This window comes from Salarchaeum sp. III (assembly GCF_036418315.1).
Classification (GTDB): Archaea; Halobacteriota; Halobacteria; order Halobacteriales; family Halobacteriaceae; genus Salarchaeum.
The window spans coordinates 36,487-56,091 of sequence record NZ_JAZHPG010000011.1 but is presented as its reverse complement, the minus strand read 5'-3'; the positions used below and the strand labels follow the sequence as shown (position 1 = coordinate 56,091).

Annotated in this window: 23 protein-coding genes; 14 read left to right on the top strand and 9 right to left on the bottom strand. The window is 67.4% G+C overall.

Annotated features, from left to right (window positions below; genetic code table 11):
• On the top strand, positions 1-799 hold a 799-nt coding region (locus U3A55_RS01125), incomplete at its 5' end, for a transcription initiation factor IIB (RefSeq protein WP_330989679.1).
• A gap of 23 nt (positions 800-822) precedes the next feature.
• Positions 823-1,293, top strand: coding sequence for an NUDIX hydrolase (locus U3A55_RS01120; RefSeq protein WP_330989678.1), 471 nt, complete (start codon positions 823-825; stop codon positions 1,291-1,293).
• On the opposite strand, the gene U3A55_RS01115 is transcribed toward U3A55_RS01120, so the two are convergent.
• The 3 genes from U3A55_RS01115 to U3A55_RS01105 all read right to left on the bottom strand — a co-directional run bounded on the left by U3A55_RS01115 (position 1,287) and on the right by U3A55_RS01105 (position 3,874).
• Positions 1,287-2,063 carry an SDR family oxidoreductase gene (locus U3A55_RS01115; RefSeq protein WP_330989677.1) on the bottom strand — a complete coding sequence of 259 codons (777 nt, stop codon included), beginning with the start codon at positions 2,061-2,063 and terminating at the stop codon, positions 1,287-1,289. The two genes, U3A55_RS01120 and U3A55_RS01115, sit on opposite strands and share 7 nt — an antisense overlap.
• 93 nt (positions 2,064-2,156) lie before the next feature.
• Positions 2,157-3,191 carry an asparagine synthase C-terminal domain-containing protein gene (locus tag U3A55_RS01110; RefSeq protein ID WP_330989675.1) on the bottom strand — a complete coding sequence of 345 codons (1,035 nt, stop codon included), beginning with the start codon at positions 3,189-3,191 and terminating at the stop codon, positions 2,157-2,159.
• The gene (locus U3A55_RS01105) at positions 3,191-3,874 is read right to left on the bottom strand and encodes a PHP domain-containing protein (RefSeq protein WP_330989674.1); all 684 of its coding nucleotides are present in this window, start codon (positions 3,872-3,874) and stop codon (positions 3,191-3,193) included. Before U3A55_RS01105 ends, U3A55_RS01110 begins: the two co-directional genes overlap by 1 nt.
• An 84-nt stretch (positions 3,875-3,958) precedes the next feature.
• On the opposite strand from U3A55_RS01105, the gene U3A55_RS01100 reads away from it, so the two are divergent.
• The 5 genes from U3A55_RS01100 to purL all read left to right on the top strand — a co-directional run bounded on the left by U3A55_RS01100 (position 3,959) and on the right by purL (position 7,829).
• Positions 3,959-4,354: a DUF5684 domain-containing protein gene (locus U3A55_RS01100; protein ID WP_330989673.1), complete on the top strand. Its 396-nt coding sequence runs from the start codon at positions 3,959-3,961 to the stop codon at positions 4,352-4,354.
• A gap of 136 nt (positions 4,355-4,490) precedes the next feature.
• On the top strand, positions 4,491-4,790 hold the full coding sequence (locus tag U3A55_RS01095; RefSeq protein WP_330989672.1) for a hypothetical protein: 300 nt from the start codon (positions 4,491-4,493) through the stop codon (positions 4,788-4,790).
• Complete coding sequence (locus U3A55_RS01090) at positions 4,787-5,152, top strand: hypothetical protein (RefSeq protein ID WP_330989671.1); 366 nt, start codon at positions 4,787-4,789, stop codon at positions 5,150-5,152. The genes U3A55_RS01095 and U3A55_RS01090 overlap by 4 nt, the downstream gene beginning before the upstream one ends.
• Positions 5,145-5,672: a DUF7504 family protein gene (locus U3A55_RS01085; RefSeq protein WP_330989670.1), complete on the top strand. Its 528-nt coding sequence runs from the start codon at positions 5,145-5,147 to the stop codon at positions 5,670-5,672. The genes U3A55_RS01090 and U3A55_RS01085 overlap by 8 nt, the downstream gene beginning before the upstream one ends.
• A 57-nt stretch (positions 5,673-5,729) precedes the next feature.
• Positions 5,730-7,829 carry a phosphoribosylformylglycinamidine synthase subunit PurL gene (gene purL / locus U3A55_RS01080; RefSeq protein WP_330989669.1) on the top strand — a complete coding sequence of 700 codons (2,100 nt, stop codon included), beginning with the start codon at positions 5,730-5,732 and terminating at the stop codon, positions 7,827-7,829.
• Here the strand turns inward: purL and U3A55_RS01075 are convergent.
• Together U3A55_RS01075 and U3A55_RS01070 are read right to left on the bottom strand one after the other, a co-directional pair.
• A complete protein-coding gene (locus U3A55_RS01075; protein ID WP_330989668.1) occupies positions 7,821-7,988 on the bottom strand; it encodes a DUF7550 family protein in 168 nt (55 codons plus the stop codon). The two genes, purL and U3A55_RS01075, sit on opposite strands and share 9 nt — an antisense overlap.
• Before the next feature lie 26 nt (positions 7,989-8,014).
• Positions 8,015-8,440, bottom strand: a complete 426-nt coding sequence (locus U3A55_RS01070; protein WP_330989667.1) for a universal stress protein — start codon at positions 8,438-8,440, stop codon at positions 8,015-8,017.
• 81 nt (positions 8,441-8,521) lie between these two features.
• Here U3A55_RS01070 and hisF point away from each other — a divergent pair, with 81 nt between their 5' ends.
• The 3 genes from hisF (at position 8,522) to U3A55_RS01055 (ending at position 10,828) form a co-directional block, all read left to right on the top strand.
• Positions 8,522-9,331: an imidazole glycerol phosphate synthase subunit HisF gene (hisF, locus tag U3A55_RS01065; protein WP_330989666.1), complete on the top strand. Its 810-nt coding sequence runs from the start codon at positions 8,522-8,524 to the stop codon at positions 9,329-9,331.
• Positions 9,332-9,401: 70 nt separating this feature from the next.
• Positions 9,402-9,833, top strand: coding sequence for a hypothetical protein (locus tag U3A55_RS01060; protein WP_330989665.1), 432 nt, complete (start codon positions 9,402-9,404; stop codon positions 9,831-9,833).
• Positions 9,834-10,150: 317 nt separating this feature from the next.
• A complete protein-coding gene (locus U3A55_RS01055) occupies positions 10,151-10,828 on the top strand; it encodes a hypothetical protein (protein ID WP_330989664.1) in 678 nt (225 codons plus the stop codon).
• 45 nt (positions 10,829-10,873) lie between these two features.
• On the opposite strand, the gene U3A55_RS01050 is transcribed toward U3A55_RS01055, so the two are convergent.
• Positions 10,874-11,230 carry a Zn-ribbon domain-containing OB-fold protein gene (locus U3A55_RS01050; protein ID WP_330989663.1) on the bottom strand — a complete coding sequence of 119 codons (357 nt, stop codon included), beginning with the start codon at positions 11,228-11,230 and terminating at the stop codon, positions 10,874-10,876.
• Positions 11,227-12,378, bottom strand: a complete 1,152-nt coding sequence (locus U3A55_RS01045) for a thiolase C-terminal domain-containing protein (protein ID WP_330989662.1) — start codon at positions 12,376-12,378, stop codon at positions 11,227-11,229. The genes U3A55_RS01050 and U3A55_RS01045 overlap by 4 nt, the downstream gene beginning before the upstream one ends.
• Before the next feature lie 98 nt (positions 12,379-12,476).
• On the opposite strand from U3A55_RS01045, the gene U3A55_RS01040 reads away from it, so the two are divergent.
• On the top strand, positions 12,477-13,613 hold the full coding sequence (locus U3A55_RS01040; protein ID WP_330989661.1) for an extracellular solute-binding protein: 1,137 nt from the start codon (positions 12,477-12,479) through the stop codon (positions 13,611-13,613).
• Here the strand turns inward: U3A55_RS01040 and U3A55_RS01035 are convergent.
• The gene (locus U3A55_RS01035; RefSeq protein ID WP_330989660.1) at positions 13,610-14,236 is read right to left on the bottom strand and encodes a DUF47 domain-containing protein; all 627 of its coding nucleotides are present in this window, start codon (positions 14,234-14,236) and stop codon (positions 13,610-13,612) included. The two genes, U3A55_RS01040 and U3A55_RS01035, sit on opposite strands and share 4 nt — an antisense overlap.
• Positions 14,237-15,311: 1,075 nt before the next feature.
• Between U3A55_RS01035 and U3A55_RS01030 the strand changes: the two genes are divergently transcribed.
• The 3 genes from U3A55_RS01030 to U3A55_RS01020 all read left to right on the top strand — a co-directional run bounded on the left by U3A55_RS01030 (position 15,312) and on the right by U3A55_RS01020 (position 19,009).
• Complete coding sequence (locus tag U3A55_RS01030) at positions 15,312-15,698, top strand: DUF5805 domain-containing protein (protein ID WP_330989659.1); 387 nt, start codon at positions 15,312-15,314, stop codon at positions 15,696-15,698.
• A complete protein-coding gene (locus U3A55_RS01025; protein ID WP_330989658.1) occupies positions 15,695-16,705 on the top strand; it encodes a tyrosine-type recombinase/integrase in 1,011 nt (336 codons plus the stop codon). Before U3A55_RS01030 ends, U3A55_RS01025 begins: the two co-directional genes overlap by 4 nt.
• Positions 16,706-16,849: 144 nt before the next feature.
• The gene (locus tag U3A55_RS01020; RefSeq protein ID WP_330989657.1) at positions 16,850-19,009 is read left to right on the top strand and encodes an AAA domain-containing protein; all 2,160 of its coding nucleotides are present in this window, start codon (positions 16,850-16,852) and stop codon (positions 19,007-19,009) included.
• Here U3A55_RS01020 and U3A55_RS01015 read toward each other — a convergent pair.
• Positions 19,006-19,587, bottom strand: a complete 582-nt coding sequence (locus U3A55_RS01015) for a DUF998 domain-containing protein (RefSeq protein ID WP_330989656.1) — start codon at positions 19,585-19,587, stop codon at positions 19,006-19,008. The genes U3A55_RS01020 and U3A55_RS01015 overlap by 4 nt on opposite strands.
• Positions 19,588-19,605 lie beyond the last annotated feature (18 nt).

Here is a 19,605-nt window from a genome sequence, read left to right as displayed (position 1 = left end):
CCGGGGGCCGGAGTGGCGGGCGTTCGACTCGGCGGAGAAGGACAAGAAGAGCCGCGTCGGCGCGCCGACGACGAACATGATGCACGACAAAGGGCTGTCCACCAACATCGGCTGGCAGGACAAGGACGCCTACGGCAACAGCCTCTCGTCGAATCAGCGCCAGAAGATGCAGCGGTTGCGCAAGTGGAACGAGCGCTTTCGCACCCGGGACTCGAAGGAGCGCAACCTGAAGCAGGCGCTCGGCGAAATCGAACGCATGAGTAGCGCGCTCGGCCTTCCGAAGCCGGTTCGGGAGACGGCGTCCGTCATCTATCGGCGCGCGCTCGGCGAGGACTTGCTTCCGGGGCGGAGCATCGAGGGCGTCGCCACGTCGGCGCTGTACGCGGCGGCGCGGCAGGCGAACACGCCCCGGAGCCTGGACGAGGTCTCGAAGGTCTCCCGCGTGGACAAGGACGAGATAGCGCGCACCTACCGGTACGTCGTTCGCGAACTCGGCTTGGAGGTCGCGCCGGCCGACCCGGCGAGCTACGTGCCGCGGTTCGTGAGCGACCTCAATCTCAGCGACGAGGTCGAACGCCAGGCGCGCGAACTCCTCTCGAACGCCCAGGACGAGGGTATCACGAGCGGGAAGAGTCCGGTCGGGCTGGCGGCCGCGGCGGTGTACGCGGCGAGCCTGCTCGTGAACGAGCGCGTCACCCAGAACCAGGTGAGCGAGGTCGCGAACATCAGCGAAGTCACCATCCGGAACCGCTACCACGAACTCCTCGAAGCGGCGAGCGACATCCCGATGGAGGCATAGGACTCCCCGGTCTTTCTCGCGGTATGGAGACGACGCGACACTTCACCGCGACCGTCTACGTCGTACACGACGGAGCGACGGCGCTCCACGAGCACGCCCGCCTCGGCATCCGCATCCCGCCCGGCGGCCACGTCGACCGGGACGAACTCCCGCACGAGGCCGGCCTGCGCGAGGTCCGCGAGGAGACCGGCCTCGACCCCTTGCTTCTCGGCGACGCGCCGGACGTGCCCGCGCCAGCGGGCGAAGCGCTCCCGAGTCCGCGCTACCAGATGCTGTACGACATCAACGTCCACCCGGACGGCACGGTCGGCCACCAGCACGTCGACCACGTCTACTTCGCCACCGTCGAGAGCAGAGATATCGACCCGGCCGACGGCGAGGAAGGCGCGGAGGCGTGGGACTGGTACAGCGCGCGCGACCTCCGAAACAGCGGCATCGATGCGGACACCCAGAAAATCGCGCTCGAAGCGATTGCGGCGGCCGAGGACTATTGAGTGCTGGACATTCCACCGTCGACGACGAGTGACTCGCCGTTGACGTAGCTCGCGAGGTCGCTCGCGAGGAACAGCGCGGCGTCCGCCACGTCGTCAGGCTGCCCCCATCGACGGGACGGAATCGCCTGCATGAACTGCTCACCTTCGTCCGTCCCGATGATGGGGACGTCCTCGGTCGTCATCGCCGTCTCGATGAGGCCGGGGTGGATAGCGTTCGTGCGGACGCCCTCCGGACCGAGCGCGGCGGCGACGGAGTACGTGAGGAGGCGGACGGCGCCCTTCGACGTGCAGTACGTGACGTGGTCGGGCGAGCCGTTCAATCCGGCGACGCTGGAGAGGTTGATGATGCTGCCGCCGCCGTTCTCGACCATGCGGTCGCCGGCGATCTGCGCGCCGAAGAACGTCCCCTTGACGTTGATGTCCATGAGCTGGTCGAACTCGTCTTCCGAGACGTCGGTGAACTCCTCGCTCCGGAAGACGCCCGCGTTGTTTACCATCACGTCGATACCGCCGAACTCCTCGGCGGCGTCTACCGCGTCCACGAGGTCGCTCCGGTTCGTGACGTTGCACTCGACGAACGTCGCGTCCGCGTCCGTTTCCTCCGGAACGAGTTCGTGCGTTGGCGTCCCACCCTCTCGGGGTTCGTCGCGGATGTCCGCGACGACGATGTCAGCGCCCTCTTCGGCGAACGTGCGCGCCATGCTGCGGCCGTTCCCGCTCGATGCGCCCGTGATAACCGCCGTCTTCCCGTCGAGTAGTGGTTCCGACATCACGCAAATATTTCCGCTACCGCGGGATAGCGTTTCTGCCAAAACAGATTGGTACTCGCTCACACCCGATTCCGGAAACGGTCTCCCCGGGCGCTATACGACTGAGTCGACGTACTTCGTGACGTGGTCGTCCATCCGGCGCTTGAACCCGGCTTGCCGGGCGAGCCGGTCGAGTTCGCGCGCGACGAGAGTCCCGTACTGCACGGCCTTCTTCTCGCGGTACGCTATCGGGTCGGGCAGCCGTTCCGCGGCGAGTTCGCGGAGCGCGCGCTTCCGGACGCCGTCGGCGACGAGCAGGTCGTCGGGAAGGCGGAGCGCCTCGCGGACGACCGCGTCGTGGAGAAGCGGCGTCACCGGTTCCGTATCGGTCGCGCGCACGGCCCGGATGTCTCGCTCCAGTTGGGCGGGGAGCGTCCTCACGACCTCGTCGCGCGCGCCGCGGACGGTGTCGGCGTCGGTTCGGGGGTCGCTCTCTGCCTTCTCCACCTTCGCGTACCCGCCGAACAGTTCGTCCGCACCTTGGCCCAGCAGGAGGCGGTCCGCGTCCGCGCGCGCCGCGACGAAATAGAGCGGGAGCGCTATCGACACGTCCATCGCGTTCGTCCGACCGATGGTGCGCGCCACCGACGGAACAGCAGCCTCCACGTCGTCGATGGTGAGTTCGTGGACGGTCAGGTCGCGGCCGAGCAGGCTCGCCGACTCCCGGGCCGCGTCGATGTCGGCGCTGTCGGGGAACCCGACGACGTGCAGGGGCGCGTCGGTGGCGTCCGCGACGAGCGCCGAATCCACGCCGCCGGAGAACGCGACCGCCGCGTCCCCGCCGTCTCCACTGGCGAGCGCAGTGTCGAGCGCGTCGCGGAGGGCGTCGAGGCCGCCGTCGGTCGTGGAGTCGGGGAGTCGCCAGACGCACTGGTGGTCGTTCGGCGCGCCGATGTGCCCCGCGGGAAACAGGGTCGGGTCGGCGAGGTCATCGGGGCTGTGGCTCCAGGTTCCGGCGTCGGTGTAGAGGAGTTCGCGGCCGAGCACGTCGCGGGCGAGGCGGCCGTCCGGGAGTTCGCCCGCGAATCCCGTTGTTCCCGGAAGCGGGTCACCGGTGTCGACGGCCTCAACGACGTACTGGGGGAGCATTAGAAGTAGTCGCGCAGCCGGTTCTTCACGCGGCGTTTCGCGCCCCCGGCCGCCTGCCGGAAGCTCACGCGCCACGGCGTCCGCGTCCCCTCCACGGAGGTCCGGCCGTCGCGGATGGCGTCCAGAATCGCGTCGAGCGACCGCTCGTCCGTGTCGACGCGCGTGACGGCCTGTCCGACCATCTCGGCGATGTGCGCATCGCTTCCCGCGGTCATCGGGAGGTCGTGTTCGTCCGCGAACCGCTCGGCCTGCCGGTTCGCCCGGCCGGTGAGGAGGCGGGAGTTGTAGATTTCGATGGCGTCTGCGGACGCGAGGTCGCGCCGCGAGACGTTCGCCGCGACGCCGCTCCGGGACTCCTGGAACGGGTGCGGGACGACCGCGATACCGCCGCGGTCCCGGATTTCGCTCAACGTCTCGTCGAACGGCAGGCCGGTGGGGATCGCGTCCCGAACACCGATGGCGAGCACGTGCCCCGCGGCGGACGTGACTTCCATCCCGGGAATCCCGACGAGACCGTACTCGCTCGCCTTCTCCGCGGCGTCGAGGCTCGCGTCTATCTCGTCGTGGTCGGTGACCGCGAGCGCGTCCAGGCCGACCGCGCGCGCCTGCTCCAGGAGCATTTCGACGGGGTCCCGGCCGTCGTAGGAGAGCGCGGAGTGCGAGTGCAGTTCGACGGACAGCACGAGCGAGGGTTCGCGGGCCGCCGGCAAAAGCCCCCCGGTCCCGTCGACGAGAACGTTTATTCCACGGGGAAAAAGACGTATCGTATGGCACTACTGAACGACGCCTTGCTTCCGTTGCAGAGTGGCAACGGCGGTAACGGCGCCGCCCTCCTGTTCCTACTGCTCGCGCTCCTGATAGCACTCGTCACGATAGCGGGAATGTGGCGGATTTTCCAGAAGGCCGATGAACCCGGGTGGGCCGCGATAATCCCCATCTACAACACGTACGTCCTGATCAAAATCGGCGGGAACCCCTGGTGGTACCTCCTGCTCTACCTCGTCCCCCTCGTGAACCTCATCGTCGCCATCAAAGTCTTCATCGACGTGGCTCGCGCGTTCGGCCGCGGCACCCTTTTCGGGCTCGGAATGGCCTTCCTGACGTTCCTCTTCGTCCCCCTGCTCGGGTTCGGTGACGACCAATACCGCGGCGCGCCGCGCTGAGCGCGAATCGGGGAGAACAGTTACGTGGGACCGCGACCTCTCGCCGGTCAATGAATCGGTATGCTCGGGGGCGCGTGCTCGCGTCGACGGTCCGCCCCGTCGCGGGGCGACCACAGCCGCCCGCGGAGGTGGTGGCGTGAACACGCTACAGGTCGTGCTCGACGCGCTCGTGGTGGCGCAAAGCACGCTGTTGACGGGGGCGGTGGTCGTGATGGCCATCGCCGCGCGCGGGTACGCGGGCACGGCGTGGGGGAACGTGCTACAACCGATAACGGTCGCCATCGCCGGGTTTCTCGGAACGACGATGGCCGCACAGCTTCCGCTGCCGACCGCGTGGTACCTCGTCGCGGCAACGGCGTTCTGGACGGTGAGCGTCGCGGCCGTCGCGCTCGCGACCTACCGGCTCGACCGGATGACGCGGGGTGTTGGAGCGTGAACGTCGAGGCCGTGGCAGTCGCGGTGTTCGCCGCCCAGATTTGCGTCCTGCTCGCGTGCATGGCTGTCGTTCTGAACATTCTCGTTCGGCGCGCCGACACCGTGCTCTACCAGGAGGGGGTGCTGTTGTTCGCGGTAACGCTCGGCCTGCTGAGCGTCGGCGCGGCCGCGAACTTCGCGTACGACTTCGGACTCGTCGAGAGCCGCCTCGCAGTCCTCATCTCGTACGTGTTCTACGTCGCGGCGAGCGCGTGTATCGTGGCTGCGGCGGTCTACTTCGCGCGGGACTTCGTCGGGACCGCGCGCGACCGCGCGGTCTCAGAGAGCGGGGACGGAACGAGTGGAGGGTTCGAGGATGCCTGAGAGCGCGGCGCAGACGCTGGACGCCGTCCGGTCGGGTACGCAGGTGCTCGCGGAGGCTCCGCCGCACGGCTCGGTGGTGGACGTGCTTCCGGAGCGCGCGTTCGACAACCTCCTGCTAGTGCAGACGAGCGGGTCGCCGGCGCGAACGGAGCGCGCGGTCCGGGAACGCGGCGCGAACCCCGCACACGTCGGCGTCATCCCCGTAACGGGGTCGACAGTGACGTACGACGGCCCGCTCTGGGTGTCCGAGCGCGTGAGTCCGAGCGACCTGACGGGACTCAGCATCCAGTTCTCGAACGCGCTTGAGCACGTCCGAGAGGGCGGCTGGGTGGTGTTCGACAATCTCAGCACACTCTACATGTACGCGGACGCCGACCGGCTCTACCGCCTGGTGTCGACACTCGCAAACGCGACGCGGGACGCGGGCGCAACCGGCGTGTACGTGGTCGCATCCGGCGTGATGCAGCCGGAACACAACTCGCAGTTGCAGAGCGTGACCGACGAGCACGTCACGCTCTGAGTGCACGAACGTGTACATGGAAACGCATTAATGGCGGGTGTTAGTACACGTAGTTGAATGAGTCTCGCCGATTCGGACCGCGAACTCGTGGAAGCGGAGCTCGGCCGCGACCCCACGACGACCGAGGCCGCGCTCTTCGAGAACCTCTGGAGCGAACACTGCGCCTATCGCTCCTCGCGCATGCTCCTCTCCGCGTTCGACAGCGAGAGCGACCGCGTCGTCGTCGGGCCCGGCGACGACGCCGCCGTCGTCGCGCTGGACGAGGATACCTACTTGACGTTCGGCGTGGAGTCCCACAACCACCCGAGCTACGTTGACCCCTACGACGGCGCGGCGACGGGCGTCGGCGGCATCGTCCGGGACACGCTCTCCATGGGCGCGTACCCCATCGCGCTCGCCGACAGCCTCTACTTCGGTGACTTCGACGCCGAACATTCCCGCTACCTCCTCGACGGCGTCGTCGAGGGAATCAGCGACTACGGGAATGCCATCGGCGTCCCCACGGTCGGCGGAAGCACGCAGTTCCACCCCGACTACGAGGGGAATCCGCTGGTGAACGTCGCCTGCGTCGGCCTCCTCGACGCGGACCGCCTCGTCACCGCCGAAGCTCAGGAACCCGGGAACAAGCTCGTGCTCGTCGGAAACGGTACGGGCCGCGACGGACTGGGCGGCGCGAGTTTCGCGAGCGAGGATCTCGCGGAGGACGCCGAAACCGAGGACCGGCCCGCCGTTCAGGTTGGCGACCCTTATACTGAAAAGCTCCTCATCGAGGCGAACGAGGACCTCGTTTCCGCGAACCTCGTCGAGTCCGCGCGCGACCTCGGCGCGGCCGGACTGGGCGGCGCGTCCTGCGAACTGGTGGCGAAGGGCGGCCTCGGCTGCGTCATCGACCTCGCGCGCGTCCATCAGCGCGAACCGAACATGAACGCGACCGAAATCCTGCTCGCCGAGTCCCAGGAGCGGATGTGCTACGAGGTCGCGCCGGAGAACGTGGACGCGGTCCGCGACATCGCCGAGACGTACGACCTCGGCTGTTCGGTCATCGGCGACCTCACCGACTCCGGACGCTTCGTCTGCGAGTTCGAGGGTGAGACGGTCGTGGACGCGCCGGCCGAATACCTCGCTGACGGCGCCCCCCTCAACGACCTCCCAACTGAGGAACCGCCCGAACCCACCGTCGACCTCCCCGATACGCCCCTCGAGTCCGCGTTCGACGCCGTGCTCTCCAGTCCGAACACGGCCTCGAAGCGCTGGGTGTACCGCCAGTACGACCACGAGGTCGGCGCGCGAACGAGCGTCCGCCCCGGCGACGACGCCGCACTGCTCGCGGTTCGACGCGCCGGTCAGGGTGTCGCGCTCTCCGCGGGCGCGAACCCGAACTGGACGGCTGCGGCGCCCTACGAGGGCGCGTACGCCACCGCCGTCGAGAACGCCACCAACCTCGCCGCGGTCGGCGCGACCCCGCTCGCCGCCGTCGACTGCCTCAACGGCGGGAACCCCGAGAAACCCGACGTGTACGGCGGATTCACCAGTGTCGTGGACGGATTGGCGGACGGCTGCCGCGACCTCTCAGTTCCCGTCGTCGGCGGGAACGTCAGCCTCTACAACGACTCCGCCACGGGGCCGATTCCGCCGACGCCGACGCTCGCGATGCTCGGCACCAAATCGGGCTACGACGCGCCCGGCACCGGCCTCAGCGGCGAGGGAACGCTGCTGCTCGTCGGCGGGCACGCGAGCTGCCTCGGCGGGAGCGAGTACCTCGCCCAATCGGGCGGAAGCGACCGCTTCCCCGCGCTCCCCGACCGGCCCGCGGACCGCGTCGCCGGCCTCGCGTCCGTCGCCGACCTCGCCTCCACCCGCGCGGTCCACGACGTGAGCGACGGCGGGCTCGCCGTGACGCTCGCCGAGATGCTCACCGCGGACGCCGGCCTCGAAGCCAGCGTCCCGGGACTCGCGGAACTGTTCTCGGAAGCCCCCGGTCGCGCGGTCGTCGAGACCACGGACCCCGACGCCGTCCGCACCCGCGTCGACGCCGTCGAACTCGGTGCCGCGGACGACTCGGGAACGCTGACGCTCGACGTTGCTGGAACGGAACTCGCGTACGGCTTCGAGTCGGTCGCGGACGCCCGCGACACGCTCGCCGAAGAACTAGACTAGAAGCGCCGGTCCGACGATTACGGCGAGACCGAGGAGGAGAACGACGAACCCAGTGAGGACGGCGCGCCCGCCGTATTCCTGCATCGGCGACGTGACCCGAGAATCGTGCCGGGACTGTTCGTCGGTCGCTTCCTCGCTCTCGGTGTCGGAGTCGCTCATATTCCGAGTGTTCTGTGGGCGCGTATTTACGAACTTCGAACGATGTGAACGTCGTAGCTCGCGTCGGTCGCGACGTTCTGCCCGACGCTCACGAGGTTCGTGACGAGGCGACCCGCGCTCCGACTGCCGACGAACACGACCTCCGCGTCGAACTGTCGCGCGGCCTTCCGCACTGCGAGTCCGATGGTCGCGAGCGGCGGCGCGGACTCCAACTGAATCGGCTCGAACGACGCGGTCGGCTGGCGCTCCCGAACGCGCTCGCGCAGCGTCTCCTCGACCGTGTCCATGTCGAACGAATCGTCGTCCCGGAGCCAGTCGTTCGCGCGAGCGTACGCGGGACTGTTCGGAATCGTGGTGACCGCGACAACTTCCCGGTCTCCCGCGAACTCCACGGCCCGGTCGAGCGCGGCCCGCGAGAGCGTCGAGTCGTCGTAGGCGACGAGAAACGTCATACTCGACGTAGGTCGGGTTCGACTATCAGCGTACCGTATCGAGGCGAAACCGTGAAACGCCGCGCGAGTGAACGAACAGGTATGTTGACGAAGCGCGTCATCCCGTGTATCGACGTGGACCTCGACGAGAACGGGGACGCGGCGGTCTACACGGGCGTTCAGTTCGAGGACCTCCAGTACACGGGCGACCCCGTGGAGCTCGCGAAGAAGTACAACGAGGCGGGCGCGGACGAGTTCGTCTTCCTCGACATCACCGCGAGCGCGGACGGACGGGAGACGATGCTCGACACCGTCTCCCGGGTCGCCGACGAGATCTTCATCCCGCTCACCGTGGGCGGCGGCATCCGCACGCGCGAGGACGTGAAGGAGACGCTGCGCGCGGGCGCGGACAAGGTCTCCATCAACACCGCCGCCATCCAGCGCCCCGAACTCATCACCGAGGGCGCGCGAGCGTTCGGCAGTCAGTGCATGGTCGTCAGCGTCGACGCCAAACGCCGCTTCGACGAAGACGGCGAACACTACGAACAGGTCGATGGCGAGTCCTGCTGGTTCGAAGCCACCGTCAAGGGCGGCCGTGAGGGGACCGGCCGCGACGTACTCGAATGGGTGGCGGAAGCCGAGGAGCGCGGCGCGGGCGAACTGTTCGTGAACTCGATCGACGCCGACGGCACCAAGGACGGCTACGACCTCCCGCTCACGAGCGCCGTCTGCGACGCCGTCTCCACGCCCGTCATCGCCTCGTCCGGCTGTGGCGGCCCCGAGCACATGAAGGAAGCGTTCGACGCCGGCGCCGACGCCGCGCTCGCCGCCTCCATCTTCCACTTCGACGAGTACGGTGTCGACGAAGTCAAAGAGTACCTCGACGAGCACGGGGTTCCCGTGCGGCTGTAGCGGATTCTCGAACGCGCTCCGACTAGACACTCGGCTAGTGTTTTTTGTCGTGACGAGTGGATACAGTCGTATGGACTGGTCCACGGTGCGCGCGATTCTTCTCGGGCCCACGCCGGAGAAAACGAAGCGGTGGAGCGTGCTCGCCGGAGTCCTTCTGGGCGGGTCACTGCTGTACTTCGCCGCCCTGAACGCCTTCACTGGATACAGCTGGCCCGTTCACCTCGCGCTCTGGTGGGAGGGATACGCCGTCTTGCTCGGCGCGCTCGTGGTCGTTCAGGCGTACGCTACTGAGGCCCTACTGGTGAGCTGGGCCGTGAGCTTCGCGGCCGTCTTCGGACTGGTGATGAACTACGGCGGGATAGCGCTCACCGGAGAACCACCAGCCCTCCCAGAATTGCTCGGACTCGGACTAGTTGGTGGCTGTCTCGCGGCACTCACGATTGGAACGCTCGGGTTCGCGGTCGGTGCGGCACTCCGACGGTTCGCGCCAGCATTCCGATAAAACGGGACACAGAGCAGCTGATAGCCGCCCCACCACGCTCCCGGTCACTGGGCCACGCCCGACTCGGATACGTCCTCGCTCGGCAGGGAAAAGGAGAACCGTTAAGCCGCTCGAATATGTAGTTGTGAGTAGTTACTTCGAGGGAGCCTGCCCTCACCTGCCCGATGACGTCGGAAGACCGAGGGCTGTCCCCGTCTACCGGTTCGACCCGGGCGGCGGAGACGAACACGGGCTGGACAGACGCGAACCTCTGCTCTACGCCATCTGTCCCGCCTTTCTTCACTGAGGAGTACTGATTAGTTCCGTTCCCCTGTCCCATGCCTCGAAACCATCACTCAGCCGCTCGACGCGGCGGTCGAAACGACTCCCCCGGTACCACGGAGACAAGCCTATCGACGCTCACGCGCACCGCGTTCCGGGACGCGCGGTACGTGGACCGCGCGCTCGAACGACCGCTCGATCAGGTTGTCTTCGTCAGCGACGAGCTCGGGTACGCGGCGGACCTCGCGCTCGCGTTCCTCGGTGTCACCGAAACGCGGCAGTCGGGCGGATGTTGTGTCGTCACCACGGAGCGGCGCGTGAGCCGAATCAAGCGCGATACCGACCGAGTGCTCTGGGAGTCGCGACTCGGCGTCGTCGAGGTCGGTATCGACGAGTCGACGCGGACGGATCCGTACGCGGAAACGCCCGTGTACTCGCTCTCAAACGTCGGGGACTACGCGTCGCTCTTTCTCACCGTGGACGACCTCGTTGGGCGGTTCGACGGACCCGCGTCACTGGTCGTTCACTCGCTCGACGCGCTGCTCGCCGAAACGTCCGTTCGAACCGTCTCCCGCCTCCTCACGCTCGGCCAGCGGCTTGACGCGACGCCCCAGTTGTTCACGCTCGACAGCCAGCGCTGTTCGTCCGACTCTCTGGAGACGATTCGGTCGACCGTGGATGCGGTCGTTCGAATCGAACACGTGTCCGGAGAACCGCTGATAACCGTCGAGTAACAGCTCATAGCGACACGTTCGGGAGTCGTAGCATGTAGCTCGCACTCAGGCGGGTTCGAATCGGTAGCCGTCCCAGTCCTGGCTCTCGGGTTCGCGGATGCCCGCGTCGGGGTCCCGGAGTTCGTCAACGTGGACCGGCGTGACGGTGTCGCCGATGTCGACGCCGTCGGTGGTGAGTTGGCCGAGGGCGCGCACAGACTGGCCGTCCACGTCGAACTCGACGATGGCGAGGTGGTTCGGTTGGCGGACGCCGGGCGGCGTGGCGGTGCTGGTCGTCCACGTCACGACCTCGGCGGTCCGGTCGGTGAGCGAGACGGTATCGTCCTGTGGTTCGCCGCAGTCGGGACAGCGGGCGTGACCGGGATACGTGAGGTGGTCGTTCGGACAGCGGTGTGCCTTCATGCTGTTTCGAGGATGGTGGTGGTGACGCAGTTCCCGAACCCGCCGACGTTGCAGGCGAGGCCGACATCGGCGTCGACCTGGCGGTCGCCGGCGTCGCCGAGAAGTTGCTGGTGGAGTTCGTACGCCTGTGCGACGCCGCTCGCGCCGAGCGGATGGCCCTTCGACTTCAGGCCGCCGGAGGTGTTGACGGGGAGGCGGCCGTCCCGTTCGGTGACGCCGTCCCGGGCGAGCCGCCAGCCCGCGCCCTTCTCGGCGAACCCGAGGTCCTCCAACTGGAGGACTTCGAGGATGGTGAACATGTCGTGGAGTTCCGCCACGTCCACGTCGTCGGGCGTCCGACCCGCCATCTCGAACGCGGCGTCCGCGGAGTCGGCGACACCCTTCATCGTGGTTGGGTCGTCGCGCTCGTGGACGACGTGCGTGTCGCTCGCGCCGGCGACGCCCGACACGACGGTGTAGTCGTCCGTGTACTCGCGAGCGACGGATTCGGGGCAGAGAAGGAGGGCGGCCGAGCCGTCCGTGATGGGGCAGAAATCGTACAGCCGGAGCGGGTCCGCGACGATTGGGGAGTCCAGAATCTCGGCCTCGCTCACCTCCTTTCGGAACTGGGCGTGGGGGTTGTCGACGCCGTTCCGGTGGTTCTTCGCAGCGACCGCGGCGAGCGACTCCCGGGGTGCGTCGTACTCGTCGAGGTAGCGGCGCGCGGTCAGCCCCGCGAAACTCGGGAGCGTGACGCCGTGCTTGTACTCCACTGGATGCGTGAGGCTCGCGATGACGTCGGTGGCTTCGCCCGTACTGCGGTGCGTCATCTTCTCCCCGCCTACGAGGAGTGTCATGTCGCTCGCGCCGGACGCGACGGACTGCCAGGCGGCGTAGATGCCGGCGCCGCCCGACGCGCTCGTCTGGTCCACGCGCTGCGTGTACGCGCCCACCATCCCGAGGTCGTGCGCGAGCATGTTCGAGACGCCGGTCTGCCCCTCGAACTCGCCGCTCGCCATGTTCGAAACGTAGAGATGCTCAACCGCGTCCGAGGGGGCGTTCGCGTCCCGCAGGCAGGCGTCTCCGGCCTCGGTGAGGAGGTTGCGCAGCCAGCCCTCGCGCTCGCCGAACTGCGTCATCGACGCGCCGATAACGGCTACCCTGTCCATACTCGAGCGAGTGCAAGCGAGCGCCTTCACGGTTTGGGTGACTCGCGCCTCACAGAAAGCAGTAGGCTGATACTGACGGGGAGCGCACGTGGAGGACGATGACCGAGCGGTCCCTCCACACGCGCCGCGGCGTGCTGGCGTCCAGCAGTGCCCTCCTCGGGTCGATCGCGGGCTGTACGACCGTGTTCAGTGATGGTGAACCCCCTCCGAAGCCGACGCTCGACGACTTCCGCGGCGACACCAGTCTCGTCGGCGACCGCCCCGTTCCGGGCGGACCGCGAATCGCCGACCTCCCCGAACTCGACGGCCGGCTCACCGTCTACGTCGCGGGAAGCGCGAGCGAGCGATACGAGCGACTCGTCGGCCTGCTCGAACGCACGTATCCCGGATTCGCTCCGACGCTCCGCGTCGAACCGGCGGACGTCCTCGTGTCGGCGCTCCGCGAACAGGCCGACGCCGGGAACGTCCGCGCGGACGTCTTCCTCGCGACCGATGCCGCCGCCGTGGACACGCTCGCGGACGACGACCTCACCGCTCCGCTTCCGGACGACGTGACCGCTCGCGTCCCCGAGAAGTTTCATCCGGACGACACCTGGGTTGGAGTCGGCGCGCACTCGCGCGCGCTCGCCTACGACACCAGCGCCCTCGACGCCGATACTGTGCCGACGACGGTTTACGCGATTCCCGATGCGGTTCCCGGACCGGTCGCGTGGGCGCCGCGCTCCTACGGCTTCCGGACGTTCACCACCGCGCTCCGCGCGCTCGACGGACGGAGCGCCGCGCGCGAGTGGCTGCTCGCCGTACTCGACGCGAACCCCGAAACCGTCGACGGCGAATTCTTCGCCGCAAACGCCGTCGCGCGCGGTGACGCCGCGCTCGCGCTCACCTCCCACCAGGACGTCCTGCGCGTTCGCGCGGGCCGGCCCGATATGCAACCCGGGCTCGCGTTCACGCAAAACGACGCGGGCGCGCTGGTCAACGCCACCGCCGCCGGCATCCTTCGCACGAGCAGCGCGACGATGCTCGCCCGCCAGTTCATCCGCCACCTCCTCAGCGCCGAAGCACAGGAGTTCGTCGCCACTGACGCGCTCGCCTACCCTGTCACAGCTGGCGTCGACCCGGTCGCGGCTCTCCCGCCGCTCAGTGACCTGCAGCCGCCCGGTCTCTCCCTGTCGGCCTTGGGGGACGTGGCACGGACGGAGTCCCTGCTTCAGGAGGTCGGAATTCTGCCCTAGGGGGAGATCGACACCATGAACTCGAGGTGGTCTGCGGCGTCCTCTACGCTGTCTACAACCGCGTCGACGCCATGGACGAGCTCGCGCACGACGAGCGCGTCCGCCACCTCCCGTTCGTCGAACGCGACTCGAACGGCGTCGTGGCGGCGGTCGTCACACGCGCGCTCCAACGCTCGGATGTGCGATACCGCGTCGGAGACGGTTTCTCCGCCACCCGTGCCGAGATAGGCGGCGGTCGCGGTTTCGAGGTGCGTGCTCGCGACCACTGCGTCCGCCACCATCTCCCGCAGGTGCGGTCGGACGGGCCCGAGGTACGCGCCGGTCGCACGGTAATCGAGCGCGACGGCCTCTGCGTGGTTCGCGATCTCGTCGACGCGCGTGTAGAACTCCGCGAGGTCGCCCGCTTGCAGGTAGACGCTGCGGAACGTCGGAGCCGCCGCGCCGAGCGCCGATTGGAGCGAACGCCCCGTCTCATCGCATCGCGACTCCAGGGACTCGACGCGTTCCACGCCGGATGCGCCCCCGTCGAACACGCCGTCGAGCGCGCCGACGCACTCTGTCACCTCTTCGAGGTACGTTTCGCTTAGTTCGTCGATGCTGTCGTCGCTCACGGCTACCTCCATTATCTACGAATCCCGTGAAAACGCGGGAAAGCCTTGCTATGAACGGTCCGAAGCACTCCGTACTTGTCTGGAGCGCTCGATACCCACGAAATCGCACAACTCCCGAAATTGGATATAGCGAAATAGAATTTATAGAGTGCGTGGCGGACATGGTGGAACCTAATATACTCGACAGGAGGTGTTCGTTCTGAGGGAACGAACTCGCCCGTGGTCACCGGAAGTCAACGCCTGGACGAGCGGAAACACCGAACGGCGAATCGAGGCTCGGCCGCACCAAGGCCCCTTCGAACCATCGTGGCACTCGCCGCTCGGTTCGCACGTCCGTCGCCGGGGTCGAGAAACCGCGTACAGTACCTGTTGGGGAACGAACAGCGTTCTTCTACAGCGAGTGGGGTACCCCGGACGGTGCGACGCGCTCGCCATATCCGAAACGTCGCTGTCACCATCGTCACCGGCCAAACCCCTCCCTCGGGATGAGAGGGTGGTACCAGGACACGGGTAATCGGTGTCTATCCAAGGTTTCTCTACCCGGGGACGTCTGTCATCATGGGTTCGCCGCCGGGGATTCGCACGACCCGGCATCGTGTTCTCTCAGTAGACTCGGGAAAGAACCGACACGAGCGCCACAGGATTACCGTCAGTCCGATGGTGTACGGCCCTGAAGCATCGCACTCAAAAAGCCGTCTACGAGAGGGGCTTCACGCTCGCAACTGTCGTGGGAGTCCCGTTCAGGAATCCGATACCGGAACGACAGCGGTGACCCCGAGCTGCGCCAGAGTAGCCGTTTCGATACCCCAACCCGCTTCCGCTGGCCGGGGCGTCCCGCGCGCGAGGAAGGCCAGACTCCTCGCGTCCGACTCGTCAACGAGCCGTGACTCCCCTCGAATCAGAATTAGTAAGAAAGCAACGTAGGACTCGACACTCTCGGCTGTAATCTGTCTAATTGGGGTACAGAGATCTAAATCAATATTTCTAGCACTACAAAACGCCACTATTGTAGGTACACTACTGACGATAAGTGTATTTATCCGCTGTAGTGGGAACTTTGATGGTGGCGGGATGTGAGGCGTGACGTATGAGCGAAGAGGAGCGCACGTCGGTGAAGACGTACGTGCCGCGGTGGCAGAAAGCGGAGTGGGTGTCGGACGCGGAAGACCTCGATATGACGCAGAGCGAGTTCGTACGGGCGATGGTGCAGGCGGGCCGGCAGAACATCCAAATCAATGTTGAGGACACCGGTTCTGGGCCCGTGGACCCTGGGGGTGACGGCGGGGAAACGGGGTTGGAGGAGGACGTTCGGTCGTGTCTGTCGTCTGAGGGGACGCTCGATTGGGAGGAACTGCTCGCGGCAGTAACTGACGACGTGGAAGACCAGGTCGAGGCGGCGATTCAGTCCCTCGAAGACAAGGGAGCGGTTCGGTACCGGCCGCGCGAGGGCGGGTACACGCTGGTGGACGAATGAGCGAGCGCGTCGAGTACTTCCTGGAGGACATGGGGTTCCACGGGAAGAGCGAGCGCACGCGAGCGGCGTACGAACGCGTGCTCGGCGAGTACACGGCGTTTCTCGACCAGCGCGGCACGTCGCCTGCGGACGCCGACCGCCGGGACTGTCTCGCGTGGGTGTCATCGATACGCGACGGCCGCGCGGACAGTACGGTCGCGACGTACGCGTCCTACGTGCATCGGTTCTACGCGTACATGTCGCAGGTCGGCGAGCTGGACGCGAATCCGATGTCGCTCGTGGTCGAGGAAATGGACGAATCTATCGACACGGACCCTGCGCGCCGCGAGATACCGATTCCGCGTATGCGGGCGTTCGTCACCGACATCCGACACCCGCTGGAGCGCGCGGTCATCGTGACGCTCCTGAAGACCGGGCTGCGCGTCGGTGAACTCTGTAATCTCGACCTCCGAGACATTACGCTCGACGCGCCGGAACTCGGGGACGCCTACGAGTTAGGCGGGCGCGCGCACCTCGACGGCCGGACGGACACGCTGTTCGTCGACCCCGATACCGTGCGCGGAACGACCGTGAACGGCGAGGAGCGCACGGCGTCGAACAAGCGAAAACGCGTGACGTTGGTTCCCGTCGACGGAGAGTTGAAGCGCGCACTCCTCCGCTGGCTCGCGATTCGACCGGACGCGCCGTCGCCCGCAGACCCCTTGTTCGTGAGTACGAGCGATGCCTGGGGCGAACGCGTGACGCCGGAGATGGTGCGGAACGTCGTGACCCGCCACGCGACTGACGCCGGCTGGTACGAACCCGGCGCTGACGCCACCGAGAACGTCACCCCCCACTACTTCCGGCACTTCTTCACCACGCACCTCCGCGACCGCACGGGAGACCGCGGCGTCGTCAAGTACCTCCGCGGCGACGTGGCGGACGACATCATCGACACCTACACCCACAACTGGGGTGATCGCGTCCGCGAGGTCTACCTCGACTCGATTTACTCGCTCACAGCGTGACCGACACCCAACTCATACACTACATTCCGCTATATTGAATGTGGGGTGTGTCTGTCGACCGAGTAGGAACATTCACGAGGACAACACTCGGACTACGACCGTGATTCGGAGTCGTTCGACGAACGCGGCCGCTTCCCGGTGGCGATGACACCCGCATTCGACGAGTGGCAGGTGACTGCGGCCACACTCTTTCAGGGCGTGCTTCGGGAGGACTACCGGCCGATAGACGTGGCGCTCGCCGCGCGGAACGCGATGGAGGCGCTCGGGATTCGCGCGCCGAGCGGGGACGCGTACGTCGTCCCGCTGTTCGATGGAGATACGCCGGAGCTGACGGACGAGTACGTGTTGTTCCGGCCCGAAAAAGAACAAATCGGATGGCACGACACGTCGTTCGGCATCAGCGGCCGCGAGCGGTTCGTTGACTGCGCGGACGCCGCCGGAACCGAAATCGGTCACCGCGTCCAGTTCTGGCTGCGCGACGACATCACGCCGTCGGACGCGGCGCTCCCCGCGGACGACCGACCGCCGAGCGAACTCGCGCCCGTAGAACCGCACGCGGTGGACGACTCAACCGTGTTGGACGACCTTCGCGAGTTCGTGCGAACGGAAAAACACGCCGAGCGGTCGGGAGCGCGGCGGGCGTACCGCGAGCTGGGCCTCCGGGAATCGATTCGACGAGGAGAGGCCGCGGGACCGTTCGCGTTCGTCGGGACGACCCGCGACGAGATGGGGGACGTGGCGTTCGTCCTCCAGCACGTCGGAGACGACGACCCGTCGCTCCGCCGGGACGCCGGCCTGTTCCCCGGAAACCGCTGTCTGCTGGACGCGCGCGGCGGGCCGTCGTGGATGCCGATCGACACCGAACTCGTCTCGGTCGACCGACCGCACGTGACGTTCCGGCCGCTCGACCCCGGTATCGACGACGAAACACTCGAACGAGTGGTGAACGGGACGGACGCGTGGCTCACTAGCCTCCTGAATCCGGTGCCGTTCCAGCGCCGATTGGACGCCATCGAGTCGGTGGCTGGAGCTGACGCGAAGCGCGAACTGCTCGCGGGCACGCGACCGCTCGGATTCACGGTGAACGAGCACGCGAACTACGACCCGACGCCGAGCCTGAACGACCACCAGCGCCGCGCGCTCGTCTGGGCGGACGCCGCCGAGGACGCGGTCTGCATCCACGGGCCGCCCGGAACGGGGAAGACGCGGACGCTCACCGCGTACGTCCGCTACGCCGCGACGCAGGGCCAGCACGTGCTCGTCGCCGCGCACTCGAATCAGGCCGTGGACAACCTCCTCGTCGGCGACAGCACGCCCGACGACCCGGACCCCGATTCGTTGCACGGGCTCGCGAACGACGCCGGCATCTCGCTCGCGCGCGCCGGCGGGAACACGACGAACGAGGTTGTCGCCCGCGAGTACGCGAACGAACCCCTGGAAGCCGCGGACGTGGTGGCGGCGACGACGAGCGCGGCCGCGGCGTTCGACCGGAACCGCTTCGACGTGGGCGTCGTGGACGAAGCGACGCAGGCGAGCCGGCCCGCGACCGCTATCGTCCTCGACTGCGCTCGCAAACTCGTGCTCGCGGGCGACCACAAGCAACTCCCACCGTACAGCGCGAACGAACACGATACCGACGCGGACTCACACCCGTCGCTCTTCGAGTACTTGCTGGAGCGCTACGGCGACGACCTCGCCGTCCCCCTGCGCGAGCAGTACCGGATGCACGAGGAGATAGCCGCGTTCCCCAACAGGGAGTTCTACGACGCCCTCCTCGAAACCACGGAGCGGGACGAGTCGTGGACGGTCGACGACCTCCCGCCCCTCCGCGGCGTGGACGTGACCGGGCCGGAGCGCCGAGACACGGCCGGGAACTCCTACGACAACCCGGCGGAGGCCGATGCCGTGGTCGCGGAGGTCGAACGGCTTCGCGATGCCGGGCTTCCCACCGCGGACGTAGGCGTCATCGCGGCGTACACCGGTCAGGTTCGATTGCTCCGCCAGCGGCTCGGGGACGCCGGGCTCTCCGACGTGACCGTTGACACCATCGACTCCTTCCAGGGCGGGGAGCGCGAAGCCGTCGTCGTCTCCTTCGTCCGAAGTAACGACGACGGTGCGAGCGGGTTCCTCGAACTCCCCGAGGAGGGACCGCGACGGCTGAACGTCGCGCTCACGCGCGCCCGCAAACGCCTCGTCCTCGTCGGCGACTGGGAGACCCTCGGGACCGTTGCCCCCCATCGAACGCCCGGAGAGAGCTGTGCGGACGTGTACGCCCGCCTCGCCGACCACCTCGGGCTTGCCTAGGCTTCGCGCGCGAGCAGGAATCCACCGTAGCTCGCCGCCCAGAGGATGCCCAGGTAGGCAACCCAGCGCTCCAGACCGCCGATTCCAAGCGCCGTCCCGCCGCCGAGGCCGACGAACGCCGCGAGCGCGAGGAGTTCGAGAACGCCGAGAACCATCGACGCGTACCGGAAGGCCGCCGACTCCGCGCGGGCGACGGCGATCGCGACGACGCCGCTTCCACCGAACGACGCCAATGCCGCGAGCGCGTGCGGCGCGCCCGTCTGCTCCGGGAACAACCCCACACCCGCGAACCCGACCACGCCGGTGACCGCCACCAACGCGGGAACCAGTTCTGTCTCGTACACGTCCCGGAGGAAGTACGCCGCGACCGCCATCAGTCCGCCCCCGAGAACCATCGCGCCATTGAACACCAATCGCGATTCGGGGGTTCCCGTGTCCGACCCGAGCGCGCTAATCGTCTGCGTCGACGTGCTGTACCCCGGATAGAACGCCTCCGCGGTCGTGAACGCCAACGCTAACAACACACCCACCGCGAGTATCGCGCCTCCTGCGGTCGAACGCGAGCGAACGTTACTCATACTACGAGCGTCAGCGGA